Below are 15,929 nucleotides of genomic sequence, written 5' to 3' on the forward strand. Positions count from 1 at the left end.
TTTAGTATTGGGAATAATGTCCAGTTTTATAATAGTATAGAATTTTCACTATGACAATAGTATTAATTGAAAATACAGAAAAATAAAAAGAAATTTAAAATTACTTCTAAAATGTACCATTTTTTTATTGCATTCTAAAAAATTAGAACATATAATCATATTAGAATGATAAATGTAATTAGAAAGGAGATTATTATGGACTTTAGCCCAAAAGCAATGGATATAAATTTGGAGCAGCAAAAGCTTATTTCAAGCCCGATTCGAGTAAAGATTATTTATTTGCTGGATAACAAGGCGATGACAGCCAAACAGGTAGCGGATGAAATGGGGAAGACAGCTGGAAGTATCCATTATCATATTCAGCAGCTATTTAATGGGGGGATATTGGAAATTGAGGAAACGAGAGAAAACAAAGGGATTATTGAAAAGTATTATCGCTCTAAAGCGACAGAATTTAGATTAAGAGATGAAAATACACCAGATAAAGAAAGGAAACGATCAAGGGGCACCAGTCTTTCATTGACAGATGAAGAGATAAAGGAATTTGAAGCAGATTTCGATAATCTTTTAGTGAAATATGTAAAGAAAACGGTTAAAGAAGATGTCATTCGTACGTCTTATCAAGTAACCCTTCAGTTTGATAAGCTTCTTGAAGAGGAGGAAAAATAAATGCCGATTGCAGTAAAAAGGAATATGATTTTGTTTCTCCTTGGAAAAATGACTGCAGTGCTTGGTTCGTCTATCTATGGCTTTGCGATAGGGTTATATATTTTAGCTGAAACAGGCTCAAGCCTTAATTTTGCTGTAACTTTAATCTTAAGTATATTGCCTAGAATTTTGCTTTCACCGATTGCCGGTACGCTTAGCGATCGGTGGAACAGGAAGAAAATTATTATTACATCAGACTTTGCTTGCGCTATCTGGTTAATGATTGTTTTGCTATTATTTACCTACGTTTATCCAGAAATTTGGCTTCTATATACAGCAACAGCTGTACTAAGCATCCTCAACACATTTTATTCTTCAGCGGTCACATCAGCCATCTACAACATGGTCGGTCCAGATTTTCTGCAAAAAGCCATGTCATTAAATCAGGCAGCTGCTTCACTTTCAACAATACTAGGTCCTGTTCTTGGCGGAATGTTCTTTGGCTTCTTTCAAATTACAACCTTCATGCTCATCAACATCATCGCATTTACGATTTCAGGCATCGCCAGTATTTTTATTCAGTACGACTTATTTGCTGAAAAAAAGAAAAAAGAAAGAGACAGCACAATATTTACAGATTTAAAATCTGGATTTTCCTTCGTTAAAAATCAGGTTTTTATTAAGAATTTAATTTTCTTAAGTGTCTTTTTAAATTTTTGGTTCGCTGTATTTCCTGTTGCCATGCCATATCTAGTTTTAACTATCAGGAACATGAAGCCAGTTCAATTAGGTGTTATTGAAGGGACCTTCTCCGTCGGTATGATGCTAATGGCAATTATTTTGTCAGCAAGAAGTGAAATAAAGAGAAAGGACGTGAGCATTTTTGGCGGCTTAATAGCGATGTCCACTGTGCTAATTCTGCTGGGACTTCCGAACTTTCCTGGCATGATGGGTGTTTCAAATGCCGTTTTCTTTCCGTATTTGATTCTTATGGTTCTTCTGCTTTCTTCGTTCATAATGATTGTTAATATGCCAATTATGGTCCTTCTGCAGAAAAGCACGCCAGATGATTATCGAGGCCGAGTGATGTCCTTGCTGGAAACGGGCGCAAGTGCAATGGCGCCGCTAGGTTACATTATATTTGGCTTTCTGCTGGAAAAAATGCCAGTCTGGATATTGATGGCCATTTGTGGAATGAGCATCATTTTATTAATCCTATATCATATTAAAAGAAAAATACTGGTTGAGTCATTAAAAGAAGCAGATAGCCCAAAGCCAATCTCTGCAGAAGTATGAAAAAAAATCGGCAGGCTTTTGTCACCTGTCGATTTTTACTCAGCTTTTTCCGAGTGATCAGTAAAAACAGCTTGCAGCAAGTATAAGATCATCCAAATGGTAATAACAAGGAACCCCCAGCCTAATACCTTTTGTTGGGTCTCTAAATAGTTATTGCAAATTTGAATGGGTGAATCGATATACAGCCAAGCCATTAAAGCAAACATAGATAAATAATTTAAGAAGATAAAGCCTTTTCCTAAAGTTTGCATCTTTTTCCAGCTATCTCTTAAAAATAACCCAACTAATGGAAGACTAATAAACTTAAATAGTTCGATATAGTAAATGGTTACTGCTTCATCTAAAGCACGCGGCAGCATCCAATACATTGTAATAAAGACAACTAGGATCATGCCAGGGACTCCATCTGTATTCCATGCTTTGAAAAAAGGATTAAATTTCTTTATGAGCCAATCACCCACGAGCCAGCCTGCAAGAATAAGAAGAGGCAGCTGGACGAGCATATGGAGCAGCATGATGGACTCAGTATAGGCTTTAACAGGAGGAATGACTAATATCCCGTACAAGATAATACCTAATCCTGCTTGTTTCATAAAGTTACTCCCCCGTATCATTCTTAAGTGTCGTTATTACAGTATTTGCTGCTTCATCAATTTTTGTATAGTCCATTACTTCCGCCAAATAGCCTTTTCTATCGACTAAATAAAAGGCTGAATTATGTGTAAAGCCACCCTCGCCATCTGGAATGACAATGACTCCAAATTCTTTTAGTAAATGGTCTAGTTCATCTTTGTCAGCTATTCTTGCCATTCGCCAAGTTTCCCCGTCACTATCAAAAGCTTTTCTGTATTTTTCTAATGTAGCAGCATCATCCCGATCAGGGTCAAAGCTGATGCTTAAAAATAATATATCTTTTCCAATCCATGCTTTCGGAACTTTGTTATATACCTCTGCTAAATTCATTTCCAGCTTCGGACATACATCTGAACATGCCGTATAAATAAAGGTAAGCATGATGTACTTTCCTTCAAATTCTGAAAAAGGGTATACGCGTCCTTTGCTGTCTTCCAAAGTAACGTCAGGAAATTTTGGTTTATCCTGAAGCAATTTGTAGGTTCGGGCACTTTCAGCTGTAAATGCCCGAAACCCATCTGTACCTGCATAAAATAATACACAGCCTAATAGAACAGTCAAAAATATCGCTGTTGTATTACGCCAATTTTTGCTCATTTATATCGCTTCCTGTAGTACCTCTAACTTTTACATAGCGAATAAAATGGATAATAAAGATGGTAACTGCAAGAACAGCAAGAACACCGCCAATTGCGCCAAATACTGCAGGAGCCATCCACTCAGGAAAATGTGTTGCCCATCTTCTTGGTGTGCTTATTGCACCAGAAATTAAGAAGCCGACACTTACACTAATAATGCCAAGCGTATAGCTGATAAAGCCAACCTTATCTAATCCATTCGTTTGTAAGCCGCTATCAACTTTAGACAGATAGTAGATGAACCCAAAGATCATGACGACAGCACCAAGCCCCATATACATGTGGAAATGGCCAGGTACCCACTTCGTATTATGCATTACATGATTGACAACAATAGTAGCATCGACGATGGCAGGAACGACACCTACAACCCATCCAAACATGGACATAAAGATTAAGCCAGATGCCATGTCCCATTTAATGCCTGATTTATAAACAATCATTAATGCGCCATAAGCTGTAATAACGAGAACTGGCAAGCCATTAGCATAGGATAATACTTGTCCCATAATGAGCATCCATTTTGGCATGACTGAATCCATTAGCATATGGTGCGTATAGATGACTAATGTAAATGCTGTTGACATCGTCCATGCGATTAGGAATGGACGATTAGATTTCCATGGACGGTTTGTATAGCGCGGCAAAATTTCATAAACGGCTATAACACCCATATAAATAATGGAGTTAGCAAAAATATGACCGAAAGCATAAGTTAAGTTTTTCGCTAAAAGCGGATCAAATGTAAAAGCTGGGTTAACGACATTTATAATATTCATAATCAAAACCGTTGCTCCAGCAGTTAATGCTGTCACGTTAACAATCGTTACCATCGTACTTGCAACAACTGTTGGTGATGGTGCGTCTTTTTCTGCTCTTTTTCCAGAAATAACATCCCATCCTAGACCTTTTCCTAAACTTCCATGTTTTTTAATAATGGCTCTTCCAGTATCAATGTAAAGAAGCAAGAATCCTACACCAAGAATAAGCATCCCTACAAGGTATAAAAGAGCGCCGGTAACACCCCAGGCTCCTCCAGACAATGCTGGAAGCGGATACAGGAATGTCCATGCACTTGCGTATTTAAATGAAAATACACCAATGATAACCATTACTACGCCAATTAAAGATAATATAAGATTTAACTTGAATACTTTTTTAGATAACTCTACATAGTTTGATAAGAAATACCACATAACTGCTGAAGCTGCTAATGCTGCTCCGCCAACCATTCCAGTTCCATGAATAGTTAAGAATTGATAGAATGCTGCAGGGGGAAGGTCCAGCACGCCACCTTGAGCCAAAAGCATTAAAATACCAAAAATCATCATAGCAGCAATCACTAATCCACCTATGATTAAATAAGTTGCTATCAGATTATTTTTTGATTTAAATTCTCCTTTATTTATAGCCGTAACCATTCTTCAACACCTCCACCTTTTTATTCAGTCACTTCGATTTTGCCGATCATTAAATGATGAGCTAATCCGCAATATTCTAGACAAAGAACTTCATACGTACCTGGCTTATCAAAAGTAATATAAACTTTGTTTGTGTAATCTGGCATTGCTTGTGTTTGAGCGAGTAAATTCAACTCTGAATCATAAATGCCAAACCCATGGGTGACATCTGTGCTAGTGACATGAAATTCTATCGGTTCTCCCACTTTAAATTCCGTTTCACTCATTTTCCAGCCAAACTGAATAGCTTCGACATCTACAATTGTAGGGTCATTTCCTGCACCGTATGCGGGCTGGTTATACGGTAATTCGCGAAGTGTATAAATTGTAATGACTAGCATGACTACAACTAATGTTGCCCCATAAAAAGTTCGTGCCTTATACCACTTCTTTTTGATAGGCTCATAATCACGTTTTTCTTTTGATTTGAAGGCGACAAATCCGAAAACTGCTGCGATTAAAAGCATAAAAATTAAACTGACAATCCATGCTACTGTTTGAACCATTTTTAATACCTCCCCCAATACTCCACTATTTTGATAAAGAGCACCATATCCCCATTTATGGCCATTTTAGAATACAAAATTTAGACACAATTAAGCGTGACCCTAGTCACAGAAAATCCATATTTAATTTATTTTATTTTGTATTGTTTTAACCTTAAAAACAGTGAGAGTAAGTATTTAATCCTATTTTTTCAAAAAAACCTAATATGGTACAATTATAATTGCGAATATTCTGTATTTTTTGTATGAGGAGGGGTTCTTTGCGCAGGTTTGATACAAGATATTTTCCTTTCATCACTTATTGTGTGCTTTTATTTGTTCTTTTGTTTTTTACAATGAAAACTGATTTTAATCTGATAGGCTATAGTTATTATATGGACAATCATTCAAATGTCTTGACCATTGAAGAGGGAGTATGGGAGAAGGAAAGCCATTCTATTGAGGTTGCAGAGGACAATGCAATCCACGTATTGCAGGCAGTATTGCCGATTACGCAGGCTAATAACTTATGGAAGGTGAATGTTTTTCTAATTTCACTATTTGCTTCGGGATTTTTTGTATTGTTTAATAAATTTTTGATGTCGAAAAAATTTTTAAAATGGTATGCTGCGATCTATTTTCTCTGTCTTATTGTCTTTGTAGTTTGGGATTCTATCTCATACAAAGAAATAATGAAGGATATAGCCCAGTATACAACTAAGTTACTAGAATAGAAGGTTATAAATGAAAAATGCAGATCACATTATTGATCTGCATTTTTATTTTGCCATTATTTATCTTTATTTGGTATCGCACAATTTCCGTCTGCACAGCTTGCATCCTCTGCATCTGTACCTGAAAGGTCTTGGAATTTAGGCACTGCCGCTGCTTCTTCTTCCCAAACTTTTTGCAGTGCATTTGCAAAGGTTTCAGGTGGCTGTGCGCCTGAAATAGCATATTTTTGATTGATAATAAAATATGGAACTCCACTTATGCCATATTGCTGGGCAATTGCTTCATCGATGCGAACATCATTAGCAAAAGCATTTTTATCTTGAAGTGTGTTTAAAGCATCTTGACGGTCTAAACCAGCAGCTTCTGCAATATCTGCCAATGTAGTATGATCGCTAATTTCCTTTGATTCTGTGAAATAAGCATGAAGAAGCTTCTCTGAAAGAATAGCCTCTTTGCCGCTGGCTTTTGCGAACTTTGCCAAACGGTGTGCATCAAAGGTATTTGTTGGCTTCATATCATCAAAGTTAAACGTTAAGCCAACACTTGCTGCATGCTGCCCAATTCCTTCATTCGTCTTCTTCGCTTGTTCCACGCTCATCCCATACTTCGCTGCAAGTGCCTCGTGAATATTTTTGCCACTGTACTTAGGAGAATTAGGATCAAGCTCAAAGCTTTTGAATTCAACTTCAACTTGATCTTTATAAGGAAATTGAGCGAGTGCGTTTTCTAATCTGCGCTTCCCAATATAACAAAACGGACAAACATAATCAGACCATACCTCTATTTTCATGTGACCCCTTCTTTCATATTCTGTTCACTTAATAGTAGCATACCCAAAGATAAATCTAATGAAAAATGCTTACAGAGAAAAATACATTTTAAGAAGAAGTAAAAAAACAAACAACATGAACGGTTTTGCTCAATATACTAATTGTACGAGGAGGTTATTTTAGCTGAGTTTGCGAGAACTTTTTTGCTGCTTTGCTATCCAATCTAATCATAATGTGGTGATATCAGGTGAATACTGATCAAAATCATACGTATTTATTTCAAAATTTACAAGAAAGGCATTTGATATTTGAAGATGTCTTTAATCGGATACTTAAGTTCATGAATAGAAACCCTCGGGGAAATTACCGGTTAATGGTTGGTACAGATTCTCAAGTCCATTGTAATCGCACGGTATTTATTACAGGGATTGTTATTCAAAATGAAGGGAAGGGGGCGTGGGCTTGTATACGAAAAAATATCATTCCACGGAAAATGCTTCATTTACATGAACGCATATCTTATGAAACTTCTTTAACAGAAGAGATTGTATCATTATTTACGACAGAGCGTAAGAACGAGATGATTAACATTGTGCTCCCTCATATTTATCAAGGTGCAACTTTTTCGATGGAGGGACATTTAGATATTGGTGCAGGTAAAAGAAATAAAACTAGAGAGTTTGTAAACGAGATGGTGACAAGAATGGAATCAATCGGAGTAGAGCCGAAGATTAAACCAGATGCATTTGTTGCATCCAGTTACGCAAATAGATATACAAAATGATCTGAGTAAGCAAAACAAAAGCACAATGAACTTTATTCATTGTGCTGACCAGCTTTATTTTTTTGAATTAATTAGAAATGTTTCTTGAATTTTCGCTGCGACAGCTGCTGTTAAATCGGTTGTCGTTTCGGGGAGCGATGACTGTAAAATAGCATTCGCCATTTTCGCCATTATTCCTTCCGCCTTGATATCAAGATGACCGGTCATGAGACTTTTCTGTTGATTAATCGCTTCAACAGTGAAAAAACCATGTCCAGAAAACTTTTCATTTAATCCAGTCAAGTTAAAGGTTATCTTTGAAGGCTCCTGCCAACTAGTAATATCGACCTTTAACTCAATTTTCTTCTTCATTATTCCGATGTCGCTCTTAAAGCTCCATGTGGATTCTTTTTCAGTTAAAATATGATGATTAATGTAACCTGGTACAAGTGGTGCCCAATAATCTATATTACTAACAAATTCCCAAACAAAATGTACCGGTACATTGACTTCCACTTGATGGCTAAAACTTGTCATTCATTCCCGCTCCTTTTGAACATTTTCTTAAGCTGCTTTCCATGAAAATCTATTCTTATTTCAGCGGGAGTATTCCATTTTCCAGTGGAGAGTAATTCAAAGTATGGTGAAATTTCTCCATTAATTACGAGCAATAATAAAAATTAAGTAGCCTATATAGGCAGCAGCGAGAAAGACTCCTTCAAACTTTCCGATTTTAAAATTAGTTCGTGAAAAGACTAATAGTAAAATTGTTAAAATGATCATTAAAGTGATATCAATGAACATCTTTGGATCTACCCCAAGTGGTGAAATGGTGGCTGCGGCACCAAGAACGAACATGATATTGAAAATATTACTTCCGACAATATTCCCAAGAGCGATTTCGCTTTCCTTCTTAATAGCCGCTGTGATAGAAGTGACTAGCTCAGGAAGGGAAGTTCCAACTGCAACAATGGTTAATCCGACTAATGTTTTGCTCATTCCAAAGGATAATGCGATCTCTGTGGCACCATCTACAACTAAATCTCCGCCAAAAATAATCGCTCCGAGTCCAAGGATCGTAAAAAGGATTTGTTTTCCCCATACAGCAGCAGTTGGTCGAGACGTATTCTCTTCCATTGCATTGCTGCGGCCTTTTCGTGCTACTTCAAATAAATAGTATAAAAAAACAGCAAACAATAGTAATAATATTAATCCATCACCGCGTGTGACAACATTATTGCTGACAGATTCTAATACTTTGTCGCTAATAAAGATCATTAGTGCAACACTTGCTAGCAGTGTAAAAGGTATTTCTTTGCGAATGGTTTCATTTTCCACTTTCAATGGAAAGATGATTGCAGTTAAACCGACAACAAGTGTGATATTAAAAATATTGCTTCCAACGACATTTCCTATAGCAACATCAGCGTTCCCGGCCATTGCAGCAAGAATACTTACAGTTGCCTCAGGTGCGCTTGTACCAAAGGCAACGATGGTTAAACCAATTAATAATGGAGAAATATGAAGGTATGAAGCAATCTTAGATGCACCTTCAACAAAAAAGTTTGCTCCAACTATTAATAGGACTAATCCGATAATTAACAGAATGATGGACATTAGCGATACAACACCTCACAAAAATTTATTTTATTTACTATTCCCTACTTTTTTTTGTAGCTTTTCATGCCAATTTTTAGTTTGTTTTGGATCTTTATCATTAATAAATATTTTTCTGCTTTTCAATTCGATATAAATATATGGAGAAGATCCTTTCTGAACAAAAAGGAGGCTTTTTCCGTAATCCTTTACCTTAAAATGCCCCTTGGACAGTGCAGGCAGGCCAACGCCATTTGTTCTTGCTAAAACTTCAGGCATTTCTTCCATTAATTCTATTCGCTTAATATCTTTGAGATTCCATTCATCCCCATACATGCCTGTTATTTCAAAACGACTATTTTTTACTATTAGATCATAACCTTGATAGCTCGATACAGTTAGAGTTCCTATTGATCCAATAACGGCAATAAAAAGAATGATACTTATTGTATAACTGCGTTTTCGTTTACTTGGAATTTCAAATTTGGATAGATATACTAGTCCTCCTAGTAGATAGAGGAGCATAAAGCCAATTTGAACTTCAACCGCATATTTAAAAGATGTAAAGAGAAGTGGGAGTAAGACAAGCATACCAATACCAGCTGACAACAGCAGCATACCTGTTCTTTGCGGTGAACCATTTGTAATTAATTGCTTTTTTTCATGTTCAGCCCTAGATGCAAAACCGGAAATAAGCCAATATGCTTTCTTATAACGAATCGCCCATCCTAGAAGGATAAAAAGAACGGAAACAATAATTTGTGTACTAATAAGTCCCATCATATTAAATACTCCCTTTGATGTATGGTTTATACATTTAATTATAATTGATTAGTGACCATCTTGATAGTGAAGAGTGCATAGGTGAACTTGAACGATAGAAAGGGTAAAGGAACATTAATTGAATCCATTTGAAGTGGTTAATTCAATAAAAATCCAGAAAAATATACCATTGGACATGCTTGTTAGCTGAATAAAAAAAGTGCTTCCTCCCTATTCAGAAAATACTGAAAATTAATTAATATTTAGGTTGTAATAACTTTTATATAAAGGGGTGTTGCATTTGTTAAAGGTATTATCTAGTTCAGCATTAGCATTAGCATTAACAGGCAGCACGATTTTCGCCGGTGTTCATTCGGCGGATTCTGCTGCAAGAGAAAAGAGTACATATAATATTAATTTAGCCCACCATGTAGGGGTATCACCAGAGCTTGCCGAGGAGGCAAAACGGTTAGGGATTGACCTTTCAAAAGTAGACCCTGCCGAAAAAGTGGCCAACAATGGGAAAAAGTTTCAACAAGCAGGGGATAACCATGTTGCTTATAAACAAGCACAGGGTGACGTACCTGTCCTCGTTCTTCTAGCTAAGTATAAGGATGGGGATGAGCCTATAGGGGATATGAAAGGACAAGTCCCTGCCCATTATTATGAAGATTTAATTTTTGGTACACAATATAATCCGTATGAATTAGATGAATTTAAACAGTATGCAGAGCATAACGGGGTCAAGGCTCCGACAGACCGTACAATGCAGAATGCTTACAAGGAATCGAGCAATGGGAAGGTAAATCTCGTACGCAAGGAAAATACAGAATTTGTTTGGGTGGAATTGCCTCATGGTGCTTCGTACTACTTGGATCAAGAGGGGAAATATGCTGAAAATGGCAAGTATGTAAATGGAAACGTGAATGGTGATGCGCACACAGGTGAATTTATTCGCGATTTGCTAAAAGCTGCTGATGATCAAGTCGATTTTTCCAAGTATGCAGAAAATGGGGAAGTTCCAAATGTTTTCGTTGTTCATGAAGGAACAGGGGCGGAATTCAGCCGTGATCCTGCTCAATTTTGGTCACATAAATGGAATATATTAAGTGCTCTATACTATGGGAAATACTATGAAACTGGCAAAACGGCACCAGAATATTCTGGAATGAGTGAGGAAGAGTGGATTAATAAAACGATTGCTGAAGAGATGACATATGATGGTGTAGTAGTGAATAACTATAATATTCAGCCTGGAATTGGAGGCAATGTTGCTGGTTATGATGCAGCAACAGATTCCTATAGTGAATCGTTAAAAACTGGACCATTCCCTGCACAGACAGGTGTCTATGCTCATGAATTCGGACATGCCCTTGGGCTGCCGGACTTTTATGATACAGTCTACACTTCAGAAGGTGTAGGAAACTATTCAATGATGGCAGGCGGTTCATGGATGCGTTATCCAGACCATGCTGCTTATTCTGGAAATTCACCAACACATTTTGACCCATTCTCAAAGGTTTTCTTAGGGTGGGCAGAACCAATGAAAGTTACACCGGAAGATGGAGTAAAGACCATTACGCTTCCTCCTATTAATCAAGCAAACAGCCAAAATGGCATTGTTAAAATGGAAGTGCCTGGATCAAACGGAACAGAGTATTTCCTATTTGAGAATATTCAACAGGATGGATTTAATAAAGGGCTAGTTCGTCAAGGGGAGGACGCACACGGATTAGTCGCCTGGCATGTGGATGAAAATATTATCAATCTTTATCAAACAGCAGGTTTCCGTCCGAACAATGTAGAGAATTGGCAAAATAAGCGCTTCCAATATAATCAATCTGAAACAGCCGCTGACGGAACAGTCGTTACTCACTATGGATTGTCCGTTCTTCAGGCAGATGGAAAATATGACCTTGAGAAAAATGTGAATCGTGGAGATACAGGAGACTTTTTCAAAACTGGCAGTAAGCTGACACCTGTATCTGGAAAAGTTCATACGGGTTCGTATTACTTCTGGAAAGGGCAAAACTCAACACCTGCTGATTCTGGCATCCATGTAACTGATATCGTTGAAAATAAAGATGGATCGATAACAGCAAAATTTTATTATCAATCTAATCAAGGAAAAGCGAACAAATAATCTTTAAAGCAAAAGCCTGATCTCAAATGGGATCAGGCTTTATCGCAGATTAACGGGCAGTAAGAGCCCCACTGATGGAAGTTTCACTTTATTGTGGAGGCGGAATGACAGCAGGAATTCCCTGGCCAGAGCCATTATAGTATTGAGGAACTTTGCCGGGATGAAACAAATCACCAATGCGCACTTGATTAGAAACTTCAATCGGACTTTCAATTAGCGGAATGATAACATTCATATGAACTTTTACATTGATATAGACTTCTAGAAATGTATTATTAATACCTGACTCAGCCATTTTTGCTTCAACATCAGATGTAACATCACCGATAATTTCTAATCGTACTGGAATCTTAGGCCCTAAGTTTGAAAGTAAGGTCATTTTTGTAGCCATGCCAAGTGGGACATAATAAATAATGCCTGTTTCATTTTTGGTCTTGTCTACATCAATTTCAATATCGTTTTTAAAGTTTTCTAATTGTTCCATGTCTCCTGCCTCTACTAAGTTTAAATACTTTTGAACTCTTTTTTGGGACTCGGATATGGCTTTATTATAAATTTGTGGGTTGAAGCTGTAGCTCGGTTCCCCAGCGTTTTCATGCTTAACAATTAATTCATTGATATCGATGCTTTCAGAAATGTCTTTGTCAATGGCATCGTTGATTGCTTGAGCAGCAAATTGACGGGCCCTTGATTCGGCAATGCCAATTAATGTTGGTTCAATATTCTTATTAATAATGATTAAACTTCCGAACGTCATTAATAGAAAAATGATAAATGAAATAAATAATACATATTTAAATGGCAATGGGCCTTTAAATCTCCGTCTCCTTCGTACTTTTACTCTTCTAAGCAAAGAATAACCTCCCATTTCAAGTGATGTACTCACTCATTTCTTTTTAGCTTCTCATTTGGATGTAAATAGATTTGAAAATGAATGTAATTATGTCCAACAGGTCATTTGTACAAATATATGTCCATAATGCAAAAATAAACATAAGCTTTTTGTCTCTTTTTGTGGAATGGTTTAAAAAAAGGAACATAGAGTGATTTGCATTCCTTTCCTGTATTTGGTATTATCTAGAGAATTATTTTTGTTCGGTATGAAAGGAAAGAATAAGTTTGATACTTTTCGCCTGAATATGACTTTGAGCAAGAATAGTAAAAACAAAAGGTGTGTCTATACACAAGGAGGAAACAGAAATGGCAACAGGTAAAGTAAAATGGTTTAATGCAGAAAAAGGATTTGGATTCATCGAAACTTCAGAAGGTCAAGATGTATTCGTTCATTTTTCAGCGATTCAAGGGGAAGGCTTTAAATCACTTGATGAGGGTCAAGATGTTACATTTGATATCGAAGAGGGAGCTCGCGGACCTCAAGCGGCTAACGTAGTAAAACAATAAATAAAAAACAGACTCCGAAAACTTTTCGGAGTCTGTCTTTTTACTTTTAAATCATTTCGTACCTATTGAACCTTTTTCATATTCATTAAGTCTTTGTCATTCAACAAATCCTTCAAATAGCCATTTAAAAATAATTCATATGGATCCAGTTCATTTTTAATGCTTAAAAAGTCTGCAAACTTAGGATAAAGATTGTACAGTTCATTATTGCTGCGATTATGCATTTTTCCCCAATGCGGTCTGCCATCGTATTTTTTCATAATTTGCTCCATATCATGAAAATAATCTTCATATGGCATGCCTTTATACATGTGGCAGGCAATATAGGCAGAATCTCTTTTGTAGGATGGACTTAGCCATAAATCATCAGCTTTGACCATGCGGCATTCAATTGGAAAATGTACTTTGTGCTTTTTCTCTTCGATGCATTCACGAATCTCTTGGATAGCTGGTAACAGATGCTCTAGCGGGATGCAATATTCAATCTCTCTAAATTTAACCATTCTTGGTGTTGCAAATAGCTGATAACTATGTGCTGCAATTGATGTTCGGCCAACGCTTTTTGAAGAAAGTCTGCTGATAAAACGGCATGTTTTCGGAAACAATCGGCAAACCTCTGATAGAATGAAGAATAAATAATTTTCCAGCAATAAATTTTTAAAGTGATGAAGACGTAAGTTTTTAGGTTTTTGGGCGGAAATATTCATTGTTTTTATTTGTATTAAATCCGAATATGGGAATAGATAAAACTCAAAGTGTCGATTTGATTCGATTAATTGGGTGAGATTCTTCTTGAGGATTGAAAACTCTATTTGATCACTTTTATATTCGTAAACAGGGCTTTCGATAATTTTTAAGGTAACTTTTACAATGATTCCTAAAGTTCCTAATGATACAAGGCATGCATTGTAATACTGAGCATTTTCTGTTTTGGATATAGGGAGGATTTCGCCAGCTGCTGTAACTAGCCATATTTTAATTGCTTGAGTGGAGATATTGCCAAATTGAAGCCCAGTTCCATGTGTTCCGGTAGATATGGCTCCAGCAATGCTTTGGACATTAATGTCTCCCAGATTTTCTTGGGAAAAACCTTGTTTTCCTAGTTCTTCGCCTACATGATAGAGTCGTGTACCTCCAAAGACAGTCACAGTGCCATTGTCTTTATCGATTGATTCAATCCCAGATAAAGCATCAAGGGAAATGAGCCATTCGTCTGATTCAACAAGTCTTGTAAATGAATGCCCAGCTCCGATAACCCGAATGTTCTTACCTTCTATAGCTGCTTCTTTTACGATGGTGCTAACCTCATTTATAGAGGAGGGATAAAAAATTTTTTCAGGCTGGCTCTCAAAAGTTTGTGCCCAGTTTTTCCATGTACGGCCTTGCTCTATTTTCATCATAGAAAGCATGCTCCTTCCCCGCGATAAGTATCATACCGATAAACAATGTGCTGATTAGATATACATATAATTTCCTTAAAACGCTCGCATATCTCTCCGGCTTTTGCTGCCCGAAAGACGATTGCATCCCCTATTTCCAATGTCGGGTCCTCGAAATATACTGGGGTTTGCACTTCTCCGGCTCCTTCTAATGGCAAGAGTTTCCCGCCAATGGGATAGACCGGCTTTGGCATTTTGTCTTTTCCAGCTGCTCCAGATGCAATATACCCGCCTCCAAGACATGTATATATATGAGGAGAAGGCTTTCTTACAATTGGCAAGGCAAAAAAGAGGGAAGGCTTATAGCTAAAGCTTTGATAGTAATCAAATAAAAGCGGTGAGTAAAAGCCGGATCCGACCGTTACCTCTGTCACAAAATCTTCTAACGCAGTCGTATGCAGGCTGCCTGTTCCGCCGCCGTTAACAAGTGATAGGTGGATGCCTTCATCCATAAGTTTCTTGATAACCTTTGTTCTCCGTGCAGCAATTTCAGGGATTGATTTCTTTTTCAGATAAGAAATGAATGTGTTCTTTAGGAATTGTGAAGGGATGTGGTCACCAACACCGGCTATTTGTGCCTCATATCCCATCATTCCTATAAGCTCAAGCTTAGTAGATTGTTTAATTTTTTTTGCAAGCTGAAAGACCGATTCTTCATTATTTAGCGGGGATCGTCTGACGCCAAAATGCAGATTGGCAAAAGCAGTACTCATGTCAACATCAATACAAACGTAAAACTTTCCGTCTGTCTCCGAAGCAATCCTTTGTAAATGATCGATATGCTTCGGGGAATCTACCATTAAAATGATTTTCTTTTCTTTTTGATTGATTTTGGCGATTTTTAGAAGTGCATCCATATCCCAACAAGGATAGCCGAGCAAAATATCATCAAACCCTTTTTCTGATAGAAAAATGGATTCTTGTGGGGTAAAGGACATCAAGCCTTTAAAAACTTTGTTTGAATGGAGTATTCTTCTTAGAAGAGAAACAGAGCGAATGGACTTAGTGGCAATTCGAATGGTTTTCCCATTTGCTTTTTCAGCAATTTTTTTGCAATTTTCATCAAATGCATCTAAGTCTAAAAGTAAGGCAGGCAGAGAAATTTCTTTAAGCAGTTCTTTTGAAAGCAAGGCAATCCCTCACATATCGTCCATAATTGT

The 15,929-nt window shown here is 37.0% G+C and carries 17 protein-coding genes; 6 read left to right on the forward strand and 11 right to left on the reverse strand.

Annotated elements, in window-relative coordinates:
- Window positions 1–195 precede the first annotated feature (195 nt).
- Both C1726_RS09860 and C1726_RS09865 read left to right on the forward strand, forming a co-directional pair.
- Window positions 196–669, forward strand: a complete 474-nt coding sequence (locus C1726_RS09860) for an ArsR/SmtB family transcription factor (RefSeq protein ID WP_235822743.1) — start codon at window positions 196–198, stop codon at window positions 667–669.
- Window positions 670–1,944: an MFS transporter gene (locus tag C1726_RS09865; RefSeq protein WP_102272974.1), complete on the forward strand. Its 1,275-nt coding sequence runs from the start codon at window positions 670–672 to the stop codon at window positions 1,942–1,944.
- Window positions 1,945–1,979: 35 nt separating this feature from the next.
- On the opposite strand, the gene C1726_RS09870 is transcribed toward C1726_RS09865, so the two are convergent.
- The 4 genes from C1726_RS09870 to C1726_RS09885 are packed head-to-tail and all read right to left on the reverse strand — an operon-like array spanning window position 1,980 to window position 5,181.
- Window positions 1,980–2,537 (reverse strand): hypothetical protein, encoded by a 558-nt coding sequence (locus tag C1726_RS09870; RefSeq protein WP_102272975.1) that lies wholly within the window; start codon window positions 2,535–2,537, stop codon window positions 1,980–1,982.
- Between the two features lie 4 nt (window positions 2,538–2,541).
- A complete protein-coding gene (locus C1726_RS09875; protein WP_102272976.1) occupies window positions 2,542–3,174 on the reverse strand; it encodes an SCO family protein in 633 nt (210 codons plus the stop codon).
- Entirely contained in the window at window positions 3,155–4,636 is a 1,482-nt protein-coding gene (locus C1726_RS09880) for a cbb3-type cytochrome c oxidase subunit I (protein WP_102272977.1), read from the reverse strand. The genes C1726_RS09875 and C1726_RS09880 overlap by 20 nt, the downstream gene beginning before the upstream one ends.
- A gap of 20 nt (window positions 4,637–4,656) precedes the next feature.
- On the reverse strand, window positions 4,657–5,181 hold the full coding sequence (locus C1726_RS09885; protein ID WP_102272978.1) for a cupredoxin domain-containing protein: 525 nt from the start codon (window positions 5,179–5,181) through the stop codon (window positions 4,657–4,659).
- A 260-nt stretch (window positions 5,182–5,441) separates the two neighbouring features.
- On the opposite strand from C1726_RS09885, the gene C1726_RS09890 reads away from it, so the two are divergent.
- Complete coding sequence (locus C1726_RS09890) at window positions 5,442–5,894, forward strand: hypothetical protein (protein WP_102272979.1); 453 nt, start codon at window positions 5,442–5,444, stop codon at window positions 5,892–5,894.
- 56 nt (window positions 5,895–5,950) lie between these two features.
- Here the strand turns inward: C1726_RS09890 and C1726_RS09895 are convergent, their stop codons facing one another.
- Entirely contained in the window at window positions 5,951–6,685 is a 735-nt protein-coding gene (locus C1726_RS09895) for a DsbA family oxidoreductase (RefSeq protein WP_102272980.1), read from the reverse strand.
- A gap of 227 nt (window positions 6,686–6,912) precedes the next feature.
- Between C1726_RS09895 and C1726_RS09900 the strand changes: the two genes are divergently transcribed.
- Window positions 6,913–7,449, forward strand: coding sequence for a ribonuclease H-like YkuK family protein (locus C1726_RS09900; protein WP_102272981.1), 537 nt, complete (start codon window positions 6,913–6,915; stop codon window positions 7,447–7,449).
- 54 nt (window positions 7,450–7,503) lie between these two features.
- Here the strand turns inward: C1726_RS09900 and C1726_RS09905 are convergent, their stop codons facing one another.
- The 3 genes from C1726_RS09905 to C1726_RS09915 all read right to left on the reverse strand — a co-directional run bounded on the left by C1726_RS09905 (window position 7,504) and on the right by C1726_RS09915 (window position 9,807).
- On the reverse strand, window positions 7,504–7,965 hold the full coding sequence (locus C1726_RS09905; RefSeq protein WP_102272982.1) for a CoxG family protein: 462 nt from the start codon (window positions 7,963–7,965) through the stop codon (window positions 7,504–7,506).
- A gap of 120 nt (window positions 7,966–8,085) precedes the next feature.
- Window positions 8,086–9,045 (reverse strand): calcium/sodium antiporter, encoded by a 960-nt coding sequence (locus tag C1726_RS09910; protein ID WP_102272983.1) that lies wholly within the window; start codon window positions 9,043–9,045, stop codon window positions 8,086–8,088.
- Between the two features lie 30 nt (window positions 9,046–9,075).
- Complete coding sequence (locus tag C1726_RS09915; protein WP_102272984.1) at window positions 9,076–9,807, reverse strand: DUF3784 domain-containing protein; 732 nt, start codon at window positions 9,805–9,807, stop codon at window positions 9,076–9,078.
- A gap of 280 nt (window positions 9,808–10,087) precedes the next feature.
- Here C1726_RS09915 and C1726_RS09920 point away from each other — a divergent pair, with 280 nt between their 5' ends.
- A complete protein-coding gene (locus tag C1726_RS09920) occupies window positions 10,088–11,929 on the forward strand; it encodes a M6 family metalloprotease domain-containing protein (protein WP_102272985.1) in 1,842 nt (613 codons plus the stop codon).
- Window positions 11,930–12,017: 88 nt separating this feature from the next.
- Here C1726_RS09920 and yunB read toward each other — a convergent pair whose 3' ends face one another.
- Entirely contained in the window at window positions 12,018–12,782 is a 765-nt protein-coding gene (yunB, locus tag C1726_RS09925) for a sporulation protein YunB (protein WP_180968156.1), read from the reverse strand.
- A 347-nt stretch (window positions 12,783–13,129) separates the two neighbouring features.
- On the opposite strand from yunB, the gene C1726_RS09930 reads away from it, so the two are divergent.
- On the forward strand, window positions 13,130–13,330 hold the full coding sequence (locus C1726_RS09930; protein WP_102272987.1) for a cold-shock protein: 201 nt from the start codon (window positions 13,130–13,132) through the stop codon (window positions 13,328–13,330).
- A gap of 62 nt (window positions 13,331–13,392) precedes the next feature.
- Here the strand turns inward: C1726_RS09930 and C1726_RS09935 are convergent, their stop codons facing one another.
- Entirely contained in the window at window positions 13,393–14,727 is a 1,335-nt protein-coding gene (locus tag C1726_RS09935; protein ID WP_180968171.1) for a D-arabinono-1,4-lactone oxidase, read from the reverse strand.
- Window positions 14,727–15,899 (reverse strand): amino acid deaminase/aldolase, encoded by a 1,173-nt coding sequence (locus tag C1726_RS09940; RefSeq protein ID WP_102272989.1) that lies wholly within the window; start codon window positions 15,897–15,899, stop codon window positions 14,727–14,729. The genes C1726_RS09935 and C1726_RS09940 overlap by 1 nt, the downstream gene beginning before the upstream one ends.
- Window positions 15,900–15,929: the final 30 nt, after the last annotated feature.

Origin of the sequence: Cytobacillus massiliigabonensis (assembly GCF_900199725.1) — a bacterium.
Classification (GTDB): Bacteria; Bacillota; Bacilli; order Bacillales; family Cytobacillaceae; genus Cytobacillus; species Cytobacillus massiliigabonensis.